The following is a 13995-nucleotide window of genomic DNA, read 5'->3' on the forward strand; positions in this document are numbered from 1 at the left end:
GGACCGGCTGGCTGCCGATCCCGAAGGGGTAGCCCCTACTCCGCCGCCTCGTAGCCCGCGATGCCCTTGATCTCGAGGAAATCCTCCAGCCCGTATTCGGCATTGTAGCCGCCGAACGGCAGGGCAGCGTCCGGGGTGGGGTAGTTGATGTAGGCGTTTGCGGTGCGCATGCGGGCGGCGATTTCGCGGGCCTTGTTCATGTCCTTGGTCTGGATGTAGGAGGCCAGCCCATAGACGGTGTCGTTGGCGGTGCCGATCTGCCCGCAACGTCTCCGCGCTCAATCGGCACGGCCATGCATATTAGCATTCAACGATATATTAATAAGTATGATCGACCCTTTGCGTATCGGGACCAATTCCCGATCGACGATCCGGCACTATTTGTGTGCCGCGACGCTCGACCGATGCGGAGCAAAACGCATGAGTGTCGAAACCGCACTGGCGCAGCTATTGCGCATGATCCACGGCCGCGCCCTCAATTTGGCGGCGTTGCCCGATGATGAGAGAGTTACGCACTACGACAGCATCCGCCGGTCATGTTGCGGAGCCGCCGAGCATGTCGGCCAGAGTCCCGACGATGCAGCCATCACGGCAAACAGCATGGTCGAATTCACCCGCGCCATGGTTGGGATCATCGAGACAAACCATGGCTATGACAAGCGGCGGTCCGTCTCCGGGCGGTGACCCGGTTGACGAGACCAGCGAGGGCGCGGCCGAGACCGCGCCCCTTCGATTGCATTGGAGCTAGCGAGAGCCTTGTCTCCCTGCCCTACTCCGCCGCCTCGTAGCCCGCGATGCCCTTGATCTCGAGGAAATCCTCGAGCCCGTATTCGGCGTATTCGCGGCCGTTGCCGGATTGCTTGTAGCCGCCGAAGGGCAGGCCGGCATCCCACTGCGGATAGTTGATGTAGACATTGCCGGTGCGCATGCGGGCGGCGACTTCGCGGGCCTTCTGGATGTCCTTGGCCTGGATGTAGGAGGCCAGGCCATAGACGGTATCGTTGGCGGTGCCGATCGCCTCTTCGACGGTGTCGTAAGGCATGATCGCCAGCACCGGCCCGAAGATTTCCTCGCGCGCGATGCGCATGTCGGGGGTGACATCAGCGAACACGGTCGGCCTGACATAGTAGCCGCGGTTGAGTTCAGCCGGACGCCCCGGTCCGCCCGCAACCAGCGTCGCACCCTCGTTTATGCCGGCCTGGATCAGGTCCTGGATCTTGTCGAACTGGATCTGGCTGACCACCGGACCTAGCTTGGAACCAGCCGCATCGGCCGGGCCGACGGTGAACTTTTCCGCCGCCGTTTTGGCGTAGCCGGCAGCCTCGTCGTGGCGGTCGCGCGGCACGAACATGCGCGTCGGCGCATTGCAGGACTGGCCTGAGTTGCTGAAGCAGCCGGCGACGCCCTTGCTGACGGCCTTTTCCAGGTCGACATCGGGGAACAGAATGTTGGCCGACTTGCCGCCGAGTTCCTGATGCACGCGCTTGACCGTATCGGCCGCCGCCTTGGCGACCAGTATGCCGGCGCGCGTCGAACCGGTGAACGACATCATGTCGATATCGGGGTGGCTGGACAGCGCCTGGCCGACGCCCGGGCCGTCACCATTGACGAGGTTGAAGACGCCCTTCGGCACGCCGGCCTCGTCGATGATTTCGGCAAAGATGATGGCGTCGAGCGGCGCGATTTCCGACGGCTTCAGCACCATGGTGCAGCCGGCAGCAAGGGCGGGACCGACCTTGCAGGTGATCTGGTTGAGCGGCCAGTTCCACGGCGTGATCAGGCCGACGACGCCGATCGGTTCCTTGACGATCAGGGACGAGCCCTTGACGTGGCGGAATTCGAACGACTTCAGCACCTCGGCCATCTTCTGCAGATGCGCAAGGCCGACGCCGACCTGGCTGTCGAGCGCCATCCGGCGCGGCGCGCCCATCTCGCGTGACACAGCCAGCGCCAGATCGCCGCTGCGCTTCTTGTAGATCTCGATGACGCGGTTGAGGATGTCGAGGCGTTCCTCGGCCGAGGTGAAGCCGAACGTGTCGAAGGCGCGCTTGGCGGCGGCAACCGCCTTGTCGACATCGGCCTTGGAGCCGAGCGAAATCTGCGCGAAGGCATCTTCGTTCGAGGGGTCGATGACGTCGAGTGTGTTGGGCACAACAGGATCGACCCACACGCCATCGATATAGAACTGCAGATTGTGTGACATGGTTTCTCCTTGGGCGGGATATCTGATGTGATTGGGGGGCGATCGCCGCATCGTCGTATCGCGTCAGAGATAACGATGCGGCAAGAGCGATGTCAAACGCAAGGGCGGGGCGATTGAGCCAGGCGGCTACAGAAGCGTGTGCCCCGCCGCGACCAGAAGCCCCCTCGCCGCGGCTTCATCCTTCACTTTGACGAGCAGATGGTCGCCATCGAAGGTGGACACCAGAAAAATGCCGAGTTCGTTTTCCGACAATGGCTTTATGACCGACAGCACGATGCCTGTTTCGTCGAAGGCAAAGGGACCCTGGAGCTTCAGGCCGACCCAGTCCCTGTCGTGCTTCAGGCCGTCCGGGACCCGATCCTGCAGGCAGACGACCGAAAGCTCGTCCTCGGTCCGGGTGATGCTGACGAAGCCCGGTCCGTCGGCCCAGCCGGGAATGCTCTCTTAGGCGCGAAACTGCGTACCGCCCCGAGAGCGGCTTCAACCGGACCCTGACTGCCATCCGATCCTCCCCGTTTGTTGGCCATCACGCCAGCCTCTTGCTCATATAGACCGTCGTGCCGTTCATGAATGGCTCTTCGCGGTCGATCGTGTAGCCGTGCTTCCTGTAGAGCGACACATTGGCTTCGAACGCGCCGTTTGTCAGCAGGCGCAATTCGCGGCGCCCAGCCGCGCGTGCCTTCTCTTCGGCCCGCTCCAGCAACAGCCGGCCAATCCCCCTGCCCTGTGCCTGCGGTGCGACGCAGACATTCTCGATCCAGAGATGATCGTCCTCCAGCATGGTTTCGAGCATGCCGACAATGCGGTCGCCCTCGATGGCGAGATCGAAGGGATGCTCGGCAACCGCCTTGTCATAGTCGGCGCGCATCGGCAGCGGCTCGCGGCCGATCACCGGCACCCATTTGGCATAGGCGGCGCGCACAATGTCCCGGATCGCGGCGGCGTCAGCGCGTTCGGCCGGCCGAAACCGGATGGAAGAATTGGTCATAACAAGCTCCAGACATGAAAACCCCGCCGGCTGATATTGCGGGCGGGGCTGGAAACGAACGAACCGAGATCTATCGTGCCGGTCTTTGTCGTCGCGCAATCAGCTTGCCGCTCCGCATCGTGCAGAGGCGACGTCGCTTGGTGATGGCGAGCGAGAAAACGGACATGGCGCCACGCTGGAACAGGAAGCGCAGCCCGTCAAGATTTTGAGATTGGCCCAGCCTGTAGAATTCAGGGATGCTCCCTCGTCAGGTCAGAACCGATCGTTCGTAAAACCAGATCATTCTAACCAAAACAATTCGTTGGAAAGATTGGTTCAGGAATGGCATTCCTCCGGCGCAACCGCTTGGAGAATTGCATTGTCTTCCGCCACCCACATCGCGAACGATATTCCGAAAAACACGATTTCTGCCGATCTGGCGGCGGGCCGCAAGCGGCTCGATTCGGCGTGGAACGGCGTTATCCCCGGCGTCGTGCTGGTGGCGATGATCACGGCTGTGGCCTTCTCGGCCCATAACGTCTCCGGCTTCGCGCTGTTCAGCCCGATGATCCTCGCTGTCGTCGCCGGCATGATCTATTCCAACGTGCTCGGCACCCCCGCCCACGCCAAGGCCGGCATCGCCTTTTCGCAAAAGCGCCTGCTGCGCTTTGCCATCGTGCTGCTCGGCTTCCAGCTGACGCTCGGCCAGGTCGTCTCCATCGGGGTCAGTGGCGTCGGCATTGTTGCGGCTACCCTTGGCGCGACCTTCGTCTTCACCATCACGCTCGGCCGGCTGCTCGGCGTCGACGCCAAGCTGGCGCAACTGATTGCCGCCGGCACCTCGATCTGCGGCGCCTCGGCGATCGTCGCCACCAACATCGTCACCGACGCGCGCGACGAGGACGTCACCTACGCCGTCGCCTCGATCACGCTGTTCGGCACCGTCGCCATGCTCGGCTACCCGCTGCTGGCGCCGGTGCTCGGCCTCGACCAGCACGCATTCGGTCTGTGGGCAGGCGCCTCGATCCACGAGGTTGCGCAGGTCATCGGCGCGGGCTTCCAGAACGGCGCACAGTCCGGCGAGATTGCCACCGTCGCCAAGCTGACCCGTGTTTCCATGCTGGCCCCGATGGTCATCGCGCTCGGCCTGATGGCGCGCCGCAAGACGAGCAGCGACCGGTCAGGCGATCAATCGGCGGCACGGCCGCCCATGCCGTGGTTCGTCGCCGCTTTCGTCGCCGTCGTGGCGCTGAACAGCCTGATCACCGTGCCGGCGGAAGTGAAGTCGGCAATGGCGCTCGGCACCACCATCATGCTGACCATGGGGCTCGCCGCCATGGGCCTGCAAGCCAACATTTCGCAGCTGCGCTCGCGCGGCCTGCGGCCGCTGGCACTCGCCTTCTCGGCGTTCCTGTTCATCGGCTGCTTCAGCCTGATGCTGGTAAAGTTCGCTTAAAGCCGCTCAGTCCTCGAACGAGCTTGCCGCGACATAGATCGCGGCCAGCGCCTCGATGCCGGCCTGATCGTCCTTGTCGAAGCGGCCGGGCGTCGGGCTGTCGAGGTCGATCAGGCCGAAGACGCCGTCATTGTCCCTGAGCAGCACCACCAGCTCCGAGCGCGAGGCGGCGTCGCAGGCGATGTGGCCGGCAAATTCGTGCACATCCTTGACCAGCATCGACATTTCGAGATCGATCGCGGTGCCGCACACGCCCTTGCCGACGGCGATGCGCACGCAGGCCGGCTTGCCCTGGAAGGGCCCGAGCACCAGTTCCTCGTCGGAGGCAAGGAAATAGAAGCCGGCCCAGTTGAGGTCGGGCACCATCTGGAAGATCAGCGCCGATGTGTTGGCGGCATTGGCGACCGAATCGCTCTCGCCCTCCAGCAGCGCCTTCAACTGGGCTGCCAGTTCGCGGTAGAAGGCTGGCTTGTCGCTGCTGTCGATGGTCTGAGCCGCAAACATGGTTGGTCTCCGTTGCCGGCGAGCCAAGATGCCCGCTATATCCCTGTCTGCCACCAATGACGCGCCCGGGAAATACACAATTGTGAATACCGTCCATGCCAGCAGAAGACAGGATCGGGTGCAGCCGGCAGCGAGCGAAGGCCCTCTCACCTTCGCCGTGCTGGTCTTTCCCGGCTTTCCGATGATGGCGTTCAGTTCGGTGATCGAGCCGCTGCGCGCCGCCAATGTGCTGGCCAAACGGGATTGTTATCGCTGGGTGATCGTCGGCGCCGACCAGGGCACGGTCGAGGCGTCCAATGGGGTTGTCATACAACCGGGATTCTCAGCCTCTGGCGCGCCGAAGGTCGACCGCATTGTCGTCTGCTCGGGCGGCAATGCGGACTTGCTTGTCGCCGACGATGCGGTTGCCTGGATGCGCAAGAGCCTGCGGGGCGGCGCCCATATCGGCGCGGTGGCCGATGCGGCGTTCTTCCTCGCCAGGGCCGGCTTGCTGGACGGCCATGCCTGCACCTTGCACTGGACCAGCCAGGCGGCCTTCACCGAGGCATTCCCGGACATCGAGCTTCGGCGCGACCTCTATGTCATCGATCGCAAGCGCTTCACCTCGGCGGGCGGCGTCGGCAGCCTCGACATGATGCTGGAGATCATCACCAACGACTATGGCGGCGAGCTCGCGGCCGGTGTCGCCGAATGGTTCGTGCACAGCCCGTTGCGTTCCAGCGTCGACCGCAAACTGATGCCGCTCAGGCTGCGCACCGGCGTCCAGAACGAACTGGTGCTGTCGGCCATCGCCATCATGGAGGATGCGGTCGAGGAGCGGCTCGGCATGACGGAACTGGCGGCAAGGCTCGGCGTCTCCTCCGACAAGCTGGAGCGCAATTTCCGCAGCGAGCTCAGCATCTCGCCCAACGGCTACTACCGGCGCCTCAGGCTACGGCGCGCGGCTGACCTTCTGGCGCATTCGACGCTGATGGTGCGAGATGTTGCGCTGGCCTGCGGGTTTGCGTCGATGTCGAGCTTTGCGAGGGCTTTCCGCGAGGAGCACGGACATGCGCCGAAGGCGATGCGACGGCATTAGGGATTGAGCGCGGCTGCGCTTGCGGCATTTCGCACGACATTTGCGGGATTGCGCACAGCCTTTGCTCAACGCCGAGCTATGTTCGAGCCTTCAGGAGGCGCACCCATGAGCATCGTCGTTTTCGACCCCGACAGCACCGAGGATGTGGACTTCAAGGACCGTATGCGCCACCCGGTCGCGGCCGACTCTGCCGGCGGCATGTGGCTTTCGGATACCGAGCCGTCCTTCATCGATGCCGACGCCTTGCGCAAAGGACGGCTTGCGAAGCTGCGCGGCTGGATGCGCGAGGCCGGCTATGGCGGCGTGGTTTTGTTCGACCCTTACAACCAGCGCTACGCCACCGGCTCGCGCAACATGTTCGGCTATTTCCTGCGCAACTCGACGCGCTATTTCTTCATCCCGACCGAAGGGCCGATCGTGCTGTTCGAATACCCGCAGAGCTACCATGTCTCGATGGCGCTCGACACGATCGACGAGGCGCGTCCGTCCAAGCTGGTGTGGTCTTCGGTGTCGGGTCGCGACGACGAGACCGCCGGCCCCTTCGCCGACGAGATCGCCGAGCTTTTGAAGAAGCATGGCGGCGGCTCGATGAAGCTCGGCCTCGACCGCTGCAGCCATCTTCAGGCGCTGGCATTGGAAAAGCGCGGCTGCGAGGTCAGGGATTGCCAGGGTGAAATCCTGGCTGTGCGGGCGGTCAAGACGCCTGAGGAAGTGAAATGCCTGCAGGTGTCGATGGCCGGCGCAGAGGCGGCTGTCTATGCCGTGCGCGAGGCAATCAAGCCCGGCGTCTCCGAAAACGAGCTGTTCGCCATCATGTATGGCGAGGTGATCCGCCAGGGCGGCGAGTTCATCGAGACGCGGCTGCTCACTTCGGGACAGCGCACCAATCCGTGGTTCAACGAAGCCAGCGGCCGCAAGATCCGGCCGGGCGAACTCTTGGCGCTCGATACCGACACGATCGGCTGCTACGGCTATTATTCCGATTTTTCGCGCACCTTCCGCTGCGGGCCGGGCAAGCCGACCGACTACCAGAAATCGCTCTACCGCATGGCGCACGACCAGGTTCAGCACAATATTTCGATCGTCAAGCCGGGCATGGCCTTTCGCGAGATCGCCGAAAAAGCGTGGAAAATCCCGGACCGTTTTGTCGACCAGCGCTATACCTCAGTCATGCACGGCGTCGGCATGCATGGCGAGACGCCGTTCATTGCGCATGCCATGGACTATGAGACCTACGGCCGCGACGGCAGTATCGTGCCCGGCATGGTGGTCAGCGTGGAAAGCTATATCGGCGAGAAAGGCGGCCGCGAGGGCGTCAAGCTGGAGGACGAGATCCTGATCACCGACACCGGCACCGAGCTTCTGTCGCGCTTTCCCTATGAGGACGAGTTTCTGGCAGGGGTTGCCTAGATGAAGGCACCCATCTCGATCAAACGCGGCACGGTGGCTGCGGTGTTCATCGACCTTCAGGAGGAGCATCGGCAAGACAAGCGCTATCTGGTCGAAGGCTATAGCGAGGTGCTGGCCAACGTCCAGCGCCTGCAGGCGGCGGCGCGGCGCAATTTCGTGCCGCTCTACCACTGGGCCTATATTGTCGACACCGCCAAGGCGCGGCCGTTCCATCCGCTCGATGCCGACGGCAAGTCGGCCTTTTCCGACAAGAGCGATCCGCTGACGGAAATCTGCCACGAGGTGGCGCCGACCAATGGCGAAGCGTTGCTGATCAAGGCGGAGGCCAGCGCCTTCCGTTCGGGGCCGGCGGCGCGCGACCTCAAATCCGGCGGCATCGAATGGCTGATCGTCGCCGGCGTGTGGACCGAGGCCTGCGTCGACGCCACCGTGAAGGACGCGGTCGCATCCGGCTTTCGTGTACTTTTGGTCAAGGATGCCTGCGGCAGCGGCAGTGCCGCGATGCACCAGACCGCCATCCTCAACCTCGCCAACCGGCTCTATGGCGGCGCCGTCACCAACACCATCGACGCCTGCCGGCTGATGGCGGGCGACACGGTTGATGCATGGCAGGTCGAGGGCTCGGTGCCGCTGCGCTTCACCTTTGAAAACGCCGGCCGGCTCTACGGCGAACTCTGAGCGGCAAGAGACAATGGGCATGGTCCACAAGCTCAAGACCGCAGGGCGGGGAAAGTACGCCACCCTGCTCGACCCGGCGCTGTGGGATTACATCGACCGCGTCAACGACTGGTTTCCGCCCGAAATCGCCGAACTGCCGATTGCCGAGCAGAGGTCGGTCTATGATGCGATGTGCCGCGCCTTCCATCAGGGTTATCCCAAAGGCGTCACCGCAAACGATGGCATCATTGCCGGCGATAAAGGGCACGCCATTCCCATCCGCCACTACCGTATGGCGGGCAAGCCGTTACGCGCACTCGTCGTCTATTATCATGGCGGCGGGTTTGTGCTGGGCGGGCTCGACAGTCATGACGACATCTGCGCCGAAATCTGTGCCGGCACCGGCTTCGACGTCGTCTCCGCCGACTACCGGCTGGCGCCGGAACATCCGCATCCGGCTGCCTTCGAGGATGCGCTTGCCGCCTTCGAATGGGCGGCGCAGACGACCGACCTGCCAATCGTGCTCGTCGGCGAGAGTGCCGGCGGCAACCTTGCCGCCGCGGTCGCGCATGCGTCGCGCCGCCACCCGCGCCACGCCGTCGGCCAGGTGCTGATCTATCCCGGCCTCGGCGGCGACGAAAACGCCGGCTCCTATGTCGAGCACGCACAAGCGCCGCTGCTGACGCTGCGCGACATCGAGGCCTACCGCGCCATCCGCTCAGGCCCGGCGCACACGCCCGACGACCCGACATTCTCGCCGCTTAAAGACAGCGATTTCTCCGGCCTGCCGCCGACGGTCATCGTCACCGCCCAATGCGATCCGCTGTCGTCGGACGGCGAGACCTACCGCGACCGCATCGTCGCCGCCGGCGGCCGCGCCTGGTGGTACGAGGAGCCGCGGCTGGTGCACAGTTTTTTGCGTGCCCGCAAGAATGTAGAGCGCGCCGGCGAGGCTTTCCTGTGCATCCTGGCGGCCATCGCCGCCGTCGCCGTGCTCGGCAAGAACGACGAAACGCTGATCTCCCCCCTCGTGGGGGTTGAGGAGTGGTCCGCATAGCGGGTGGAAAGCCAATTGCTTGGCGTTCCGAACGCCGAAAGCCGGCAGGCCAGAGGGGGCGCGAAGGATCGCGGCCCTCCAATATTCTAACGCAACGATTGTCTGCGAAGACACCCCAGCCGACAGAAGGGGCCGGCGGAAAGCGCCCCCTCTGTCCTGCACACTCCTGCGGAGCAGCGCACAAGAATTGCGGAAAAGCGAACATTTCCCTGCGTCAGCCCGCCCTATCATCGACGCTCAGGCAACGGCGCCCGGCGGTCGCATCCGCCCCCAGCGGAGGCGATCCGTCGGGGCGCTCAACAAAGAGGGAACGACGATGAAATTCATGCTGACCGACAGAAGATTGCATCCGAAGGCGAAACCCGTTGCCGACGATTTCAGGAAGGGCGGCGTCAACCGGCGCGAATATCTCGCCATCATGGCTGGCTTCGGAGTCAGCGCGGCTGGCGCGCTGGCGCTGGGCGGTCTTGCCCCCTCGCCCGCCCGGGCCGAGGAGCCGAAGCGCGGCGGCACCTTGCGCGTCGCCATGAACGTCAAGGGCTTCAAGGATCCGCGCACTTTCGACGGCGTCGAAATGTCCAATGTCGCGCGCCACTGCAACGAATATCTGGTGCGCTGGAACCGCGACTTCACCTTTGAGCCCTGGCTGCTCGAAAGCTGGGAAACCAGCGACGATGCGAAAACAATCACGCTCCATGTGCGCAAGGGAATCGCCTGGTCGAACGGCGACACCTTCAACGCCGACGACGTCATCCACAATCTCACTCGCTGGTGCGATGCGTCAGTGGCCGGCAATTCGGTCGCCGCGCGCATGGGCGCGCTGGTCAATGCCGACACCAAGAAGCCGGTCGATGGCGGCATTGAGAAGGTCGACGACTTCACCGTCAAACTCAATCTGCCGAAGCCCGATATTTCGCTGATCGCCGGCATGGCCGACTATCCGGCGTTGATTATGCACCGCTCCTATGAGGGCGGCGACGACCCGATGAAGGCGCTGGCGATCACCACCGGCCCCTGCGAACTGGTCAGCTGGAATGCCGAGACAAGTGCTGAGGTGAAGCGCAAGGACAAGCCCTGGTGGAAGGGCGACTTCTACCTCGACGGCATCAAATGGGTCGATTACGGCTCCGACCCCAACGCCATGCTGTCGGCGTTCGAATCCGGCGAGATCGACACCGACCACGAAACCGCCTCCGACGCCGTGTCGCAGACCGAGAAGATGGGCCTGCTAAATTCCGAGATCGCCACCGGCTCGACCATCGTCGCCCGCTTCAATGTCGGCAATGCACCCTATGACGACGTCAAGGTGCGCCGCGCTGCCCAGCTTTCGGTCGACAATTCGGCCGTGCTGGCGCTTGGCCTCGGTGGTCGCGGCAAGCCCGCCGACAACCATCATGTCGGCCGATGCATCCTGAGTTTGCCGATATCGGCCCGGCCAAGCGTGACGTGGATCAGGCGAAGAAACTGCTTGCCGAGGCCGGCAAAGCCGACCACGAATTCGACCTGATCTCCGTCGATGTCGAATGGCAAAAGAGCACTGGCGACGCGATCGCAGCGCAGATGCGCGAGGCCGGCCTGAAGATCAAGCGCACGGTGTTGCCGGCGGCGACCTTCTGGAACGATTGGAGCAAATACCCCTTCTCCACCACCGAATGGCTCGGCCGCCCGCTTGGGGTCCAGGTGCTGGCGCTAGCCTATAAATCGGGTGCTGCCTGGAACGAAAGCGCGTACGCCAACAAAGAGTTCGACGACCTTCTCGACACGGCGCTGGCAACGCCGGACGCCGCCCAGCGCAAGGAGATCATGGCCAAGATCGAGCAGAATCTGCGCAATGCCGGCATCATCATCCAGCCCTACTGGCGCTCGGTCTACCGCACCTATCGCAAGGGCGTGCAAGGCTGCGAACAGCACCAGTCGCTCGAGCAGCACTTTGAGAAGGTGTGGCTGGAAAGCTGATCCCTCCCAGGACTGTTGGGCCGGCGCGGTTCGAATGAGCCGCGCCGGCCGAATGCCGTTTGCCATGCGCATGATTTTTGGCACAGATTGCGCCTGACCGACTTTCGGCTCAGAGCGAATCAAGCATGGACCATTTCGACCTCGGCACCTATCGCCGCCCCATCTCCACCTCTTCGGTTGAGACGCAGCGCTGGTTCGATATCGGGCTGAACTGGTGCTACGGCTTCAACCATGAGGAAGGCATAAAGTGCTTCGAGAAGGCGCTGGAGGCCGACCCTGATTGCGCCTTCGCGCATTGGGGCATCGCCTATGCCGCCGGGCCTTTTTATAACCTCACCTGGAAGGAGCACGGCAAGGACGAGGCCAACCGCGCCGCCAAGCGCTGCTTCGATCATGTTCAGCTCGCGCGGGCTGGTTCTGCGGGCGCCAGCCCCGTCGAGCAGCGGCTGATCGAAGCGCTGGCCGCGCGCTTCCAGCAGCCGCACGGCGTGGAACCGGCCGAGTTCGAACAGTGGGACAACGCCTATGCTGCCGCGATGCGGCAGGTCTATCGCGACTTTCCCGACGACCATGACGTGATGGCGCTCACCGTCGAGGCGCTGATGATGCGCACCGTGCGGCGGCTGTGGGATTTGAAGACCGGCATACCGGCGCCGAACTCGGATGTGCTGGAAGCGCTGGATGTCTGTGAGCGTTCGATCCGGCTTTCGGACGAAGCAGGTACTGCGCCGCATCCGGCGATCCTACACCTCCACATCCATCTCCTGGAAATGTCGACGCAGCCGGAGCGCGGCATTCGCTCGGCCGACCGGCTCGGCACGATGTGTCCCGATGCCGGCCACATGAACCACATGCCTGGGCATATCCATGTGCTGTGCGGCGAATACGAGAAGGCGAAGCTCGCCAGCGAAAAGGCGGTGCGCGCCAACGACCTCTACCTCGCCTATGCCAGTGAGCCGACTTACTATTTGCTCGGCTGCTGCCACGATCTGCATCTGATGATGTTCACCTGCATGTTCCTTGGCCAGTACCAGCCGGCGCTGTGGGCGGCCGACAAGGTGCGCAGCCTGGTCGCGCGCGACGTGGTCGCCATCCAGGACCGGCCGAAGCTGACGCAGACGGTTGAAGGCTATCACGCCATGCGCGCGCATGTGCAGGTGCGCTTCGGTCGCTGGCAGGAGATCATCGACGAGCCGATGGTGGCAGAGCCGGAACTCTACGTGCTGACATCAGCCATGCAGCACTACGCCAAGGGCGTCGCGCATGCCACGCTCAAGCAATTTTCGGCGGCCGAGCGCGAGCGCGAGAACTTCCGCAGGCATGTCGAGGGCATTGCGCCCGAGCGGCGCTTCCTCAGCAATCCGACGCGGGCTTCGCTGGCCGTCGGCGCGGCGCTGCTCGATGGCGAGCTTGCCTATCACCAGGGCCGCCATGACGACGCCTACGCTCATCTGCGCGACGCGGTCGAGCTCGACGACAATCTGTCCTACACCGAGCCATGGGCCTGGATGCATCCTCCCCGCCATGCGCTGGCCGCCCTGCTGCTCGACCAGGGCCACGCTGAAGAGGCCGAGCAGGTCTATCGCGACGATCTGGGCTTGAGCGGCAGGGTGCAACGCTGCGCCCAGCATCCCGACAATGTCTGGGCGCTGCACGGGCTGGTCGAATGCCTGAAACGGCGCGGCGAGAGCGTGGAGATGCCGGAGTTGCAGGCGAAGCTTGCCGCTGCGCTGGCGAAGGCGGATGTGGCGATCACCTCGTCATGCGTGTGCCGGACGAGTGTGCAAGCGGACCATAGCTGTTGCCATTGAAGCCCAGCCGACCGCAGCGGCGTCGCCTTACGAGAAGATCTCCGCCAGCTCGTCGACGCTGGTGCCTTCCTTGACCTGGCGCAGTTCGACATAGCTGACCGCAGCGGCAACCGACAGCAGCATAGACATCACGCTCTGCACCAGCCCCGCCACGATGGCCGCGACAATGCCGTGAAACAGGTAGACGACCACGCCAACCGCCCCCTGGATGACCATGGCGATGATGATCAGGACCAGGAACAGGCCGAACAGCGACCAGCGGCTGCCCTTGGTCAGGGCGCGGCTGCGCGACATCGAACCAAACACGCCAAGCCGCTCCTGGATCAGAACCGGCACCGAAACCGACCAGCCGAGCCAAAGGATGATGCCGGGCACGATCAAGGCGATCATGGCCAGGCCCGATCCCAAAGCAACGAGGAAACCTATCCCCAGGGTTGGCAGCAAAAAACGAATGGCGATCTGCAGGCTGTCGCCAAAGGTCGGACGCTTTCCGTTCAAATCCTCGATCGTGGCCCGCACAAGCGCAGACTGAAGCAGCAGCGCAAAAATGGAGCTTATGAAAATGGCGACAAACGAGATCCAGGAATTGCGAAACGCGAAGGCGGGATCGGCCGCGGCGCCTGGATCGACCGCCAGGATGGCCTGCATGCGCGATTCAGTCCACAACTGCATCAAGACCGTCGGCAACCCTGAAAACAGCAATGCCAGTCCGACAGTCAGGACGATATTTCGGCCGATGACGGAGAAGCTGTTGTTGAATACCCTGCCGATCTGAAATTTCTCAGGCCGTGCAAATGTTGCCGAAGTCATGATGCGCCCCCTGTTTCATCGCCGAATATTGTCCAGCGATCGCAGCAGTAAATTTGCCAAGATTGGTGAGCGCCGTCTAGCCCACT

At 63.5% G+C, this 13995-nt stretch carries 12 protein-coding genes and 2 pseudogenes; 8 read left to right on the forward strand and 6 right to left on the reverse strand.

The features are described 5' to 3' along the window. Positions 1-35: 35 nt before the first annotated feature. Positions 36-257 (reverse strand): aldehyde dehydrogenase family protein, encoded by a 222-nt coding sequence (locus tag AC1D1L_RS09400; protein ID WP_477340775.1) that lies wholly within the window; start codon positions 255-257, stop codon positions 36-38. Positions 258-420: 163 nt separating this feature from the next. On the opposite strand from AC1D1L_RS09400, the gene AC1D1L_RS09405 reads away from it, so the two are divergent. Beyond that, positions 421-684 carry a hypothetical protein gene (locus tag AC1D1L_RS09405; protein WP_477340671.1) on the forward strand — a complete coding sequence of 88 codons (264 nt, stop codon included), beginning with the start codon at positions 421-423 and terminating at the stop codon, positions 682-684. Between the two features lie 85 nt (positions 685-769). Here AC1D1L_RS09405 and AC1D1L_RS09410 read toward each other — a convergent pair whose 3' ends face one another. The 3 genes and pseudogenes from AC1D1L_RS09410 to AC1D1L_RS09420 all read right to left on the reverse strand — a co-directional run bounded on the left by AC1D1L_RS09410 (position 770) and on the right by AC1D1L_RS09420 (position 3191). Continuing rightward, positions 770-2203 carry an aldehyde dehydrogenase family protein gene (locus AC1D1L_RS09410; RefSeq protein WP_477340673.1) on the reverse strand — a complete coding sequence of 478 codons (1434 nt, stop codon included), beginning with the start codon at positions 2201-2203 and terminating at the stop codon, positions 770-772. 126 nt (positions 2204-2329) lie between these two features. Beyond that, positions 2330-2705, reverse strand: a pseudogene (locus AC1D1L_RS09415) (ACT domain-containing protein). Between the two features lie 24 nt (positions 2706-2729). Continuing rightward, the gene (locus tag AC1D1L_RS09420; protein ID WP_477340675.1) at positions 2730-3191 is read right to left on the reverse strand and encodes an N-acetyltransferase family protein; all 462 of its coding nucleotides are present in this window, start codon (positions 3189-3191) and stop codon (positions 2730-2732) included. 358 nt (positions 3192-3549) lie between these two features. Between AC1D1L_RS09420 and AC1D1L_RS09425 the strand changes: the two genes are divergently transcribed. Beyond that, on the forward strand, positions 3550-4626 hold the full coding sequence (locus AC1D1L_RS09425) for a YeiH family protein (protein ID WP_477340677.1): 1077 nt from the start codon (positions 3550-3552) through the stop codon (positions 4624-4626). Positions 4627-4632: 6 nt separating this feature from the next. Here the strand turns inward: AC1D1L_RS09425 and AC1D1L_RS09430 are convergent, their stop codons facing one another. Further along, positions 4633-5130, reverse strand: coding sequence for a GAF domain-containing protein (locus AC1D1L_RS09430; RefSeq protein WP_477340679.1), 498 nt, complete (start codon positions 5128-5130; stop codon positions 4633-4635). A 181-nt stretch (positions 5131-5311) separates the two neighbouring features. Here AC1D1L_RS09430 and AC1D1L_RS09435 point away from each other — a divergent pair, with 181 nt between their 5' ends. The 6 genes and pseudogenes from AC1D1L_RS09435 to AC1D1L_RS09460 all read left to right on the forward strand — a co-directional run bounded on the left by AC1D1L_RS09435 (position 5312) and on the right by AC1D1L_RS09460 (position 13099). Continuing rightward, positions 5312-6208, forward strand: a complete 897-nt coding sequence (locus tag AC1D1L_RS09435) for a GlxA family transcriptional regulator (protein ID WP_352589602.1) — start codon at positions 5312-5314, stop codon at positions 6206-6208. 105 nt (positions 6209-6313) lie between these two features. Next, complete coding sequence (locus AC1D1L_RS09440) at positions 6314-7618, forward strand: M24 family metallopeptidase (protein WP_477340681.1); 1305 nt, start codon at positions 6314-6316, stop codon at positions 7616-7618. Further along, complete coding sequence (locus AC1D1L_RS09445) at positions 7619-8296, forward strand: isochorismatase family protein (protein WP_477340683.1); 678 nt, start codon at positions 7619-7621, stop codon at positions 8294-8296. It abuts the gene before it with no gap. Between the two features lie 13 nt (positions 8297-8309). After that, positions 8310-9332 carry an alpha/beta hydrolase gene (locus AC1D1L_RS09450; RefSeq protein ID WP_477340685.1) on the forward strand — a complete coding sequence of 341 codons (1023 nt, stop codon included), beginning with the start codon at positions 8310-8312 and terminating at the stop codon, positions 9330-9332. A gap of 316 nt (positions 9333-9648) precedes the next feature. Next, positions 9649-11288: pseudogene (locus AC1D1L_RS09455) on the forward strand (ABC transporter substrate-binding protein). 125 nt (positions 11289-11413) lie between these two features. Beyond that, positions 11414-13099 carry a hypothetical protein gene (locus AC1D1L_RS09460; protein ID WP_477340687.1) on the forward strand — a complete coding sequence of 562 codons (1686 nt, stop codon included), beginning with the start codon at positions 11414-11416 and terminating at the stop codon, positions 13097-13099. 27 nt (positions 13100-13126) lie between these two features. Here AC1D1L_RS09460 and AC1D1L_RS09465 read toward each other — a convergent pair whose 3' ends face one another. Further along, entirely contained in the window at positions 13127-13909 is a 783-nt protein-coding gene (locus AC1D1L_RS09465) for a hypothetical protein (RefSeq protein WP_112563582.1), read from the reverse strand. Positions 13910-13995: the final 86 nt, after the last annotated feature.

The organism is Mesorhizobium sp. P2_D6 (assembly GCF_056404315.1).

Bases quoted from the DNA above. Each gene is read 5' to 3' on its own strand.
- AC1D1L_RS09405 (WP_477340671.1), top strand. From the start codon at position 421: ATGAGTGTCGAAACCGCACTGGCGCAGCTATTGCGCATGATCCACGGC.
- AC1D1L_RS09410 (WP_477340673.1), bottom strand. From the start codon at position 2,203: ATGTCACACAATCTGCAGTTCTATATCGATGGCGTGTGGGTCGATCCT.
- AC1D1L_RS09420 (WP_477340675.1), bottom strand. From the start codon at position 3,191: ATGACCAATTCTTCCATCCGGTTTCGGCCGGCCGAACGCGCTGACGCC.
- AC1D1L_RS09430 (WP_477340679.1), bottom strand. From the start codon at position 5,130: ATGTTTGCGGCTCAGACCATCGACAGCAGCGACAAGCCAGCCTTCTAC.
- AC1D1L_RS09435 (WP_352589602.1), top strand. From the start codon at position 5,312: ATGATGGCGTTCAGTTCGGTGATCGAGCCGCTGCGCGCCGCCAATGTG.
- AC1D1L_RS09440 (WP_477340681.1), top strand. From the start codon at position 6,314: ATGAGCATCGTCGTTTTCGACCCCGACAGCACCGAGGATGTGGACTTC.
- AC1D1L_RS09445 (WP_477340683.1), top strand. From the start codon at position 7,619: ATGAAGGCACCCATCTCGATCAAACGCGGCACGGTGGCTGCGGTGTTC.
- AC1D1L_RS09450 (WP_477340685.1), top strand. From the start codon at position 8,310: ATGGGCATGGTCCACAAGCTCAAGACCGCAGGGCGGGGAAAGTACGCC.
- AC1D1L_RS09460 (WP_477340687.1), top strand. From the start codon at position 11,414: ATGGACCATTTCGACCTCGGCACCTATCGCCGCCCCATCTCCACCTCT.
- AC1D1L_RS09465 (WP_112563582.1), bottom strand. From the start codon at position 13,909: ATGACTTCGGCAACATTTGCACGGCCTGAGAAATTTCAGATCGGCAGG.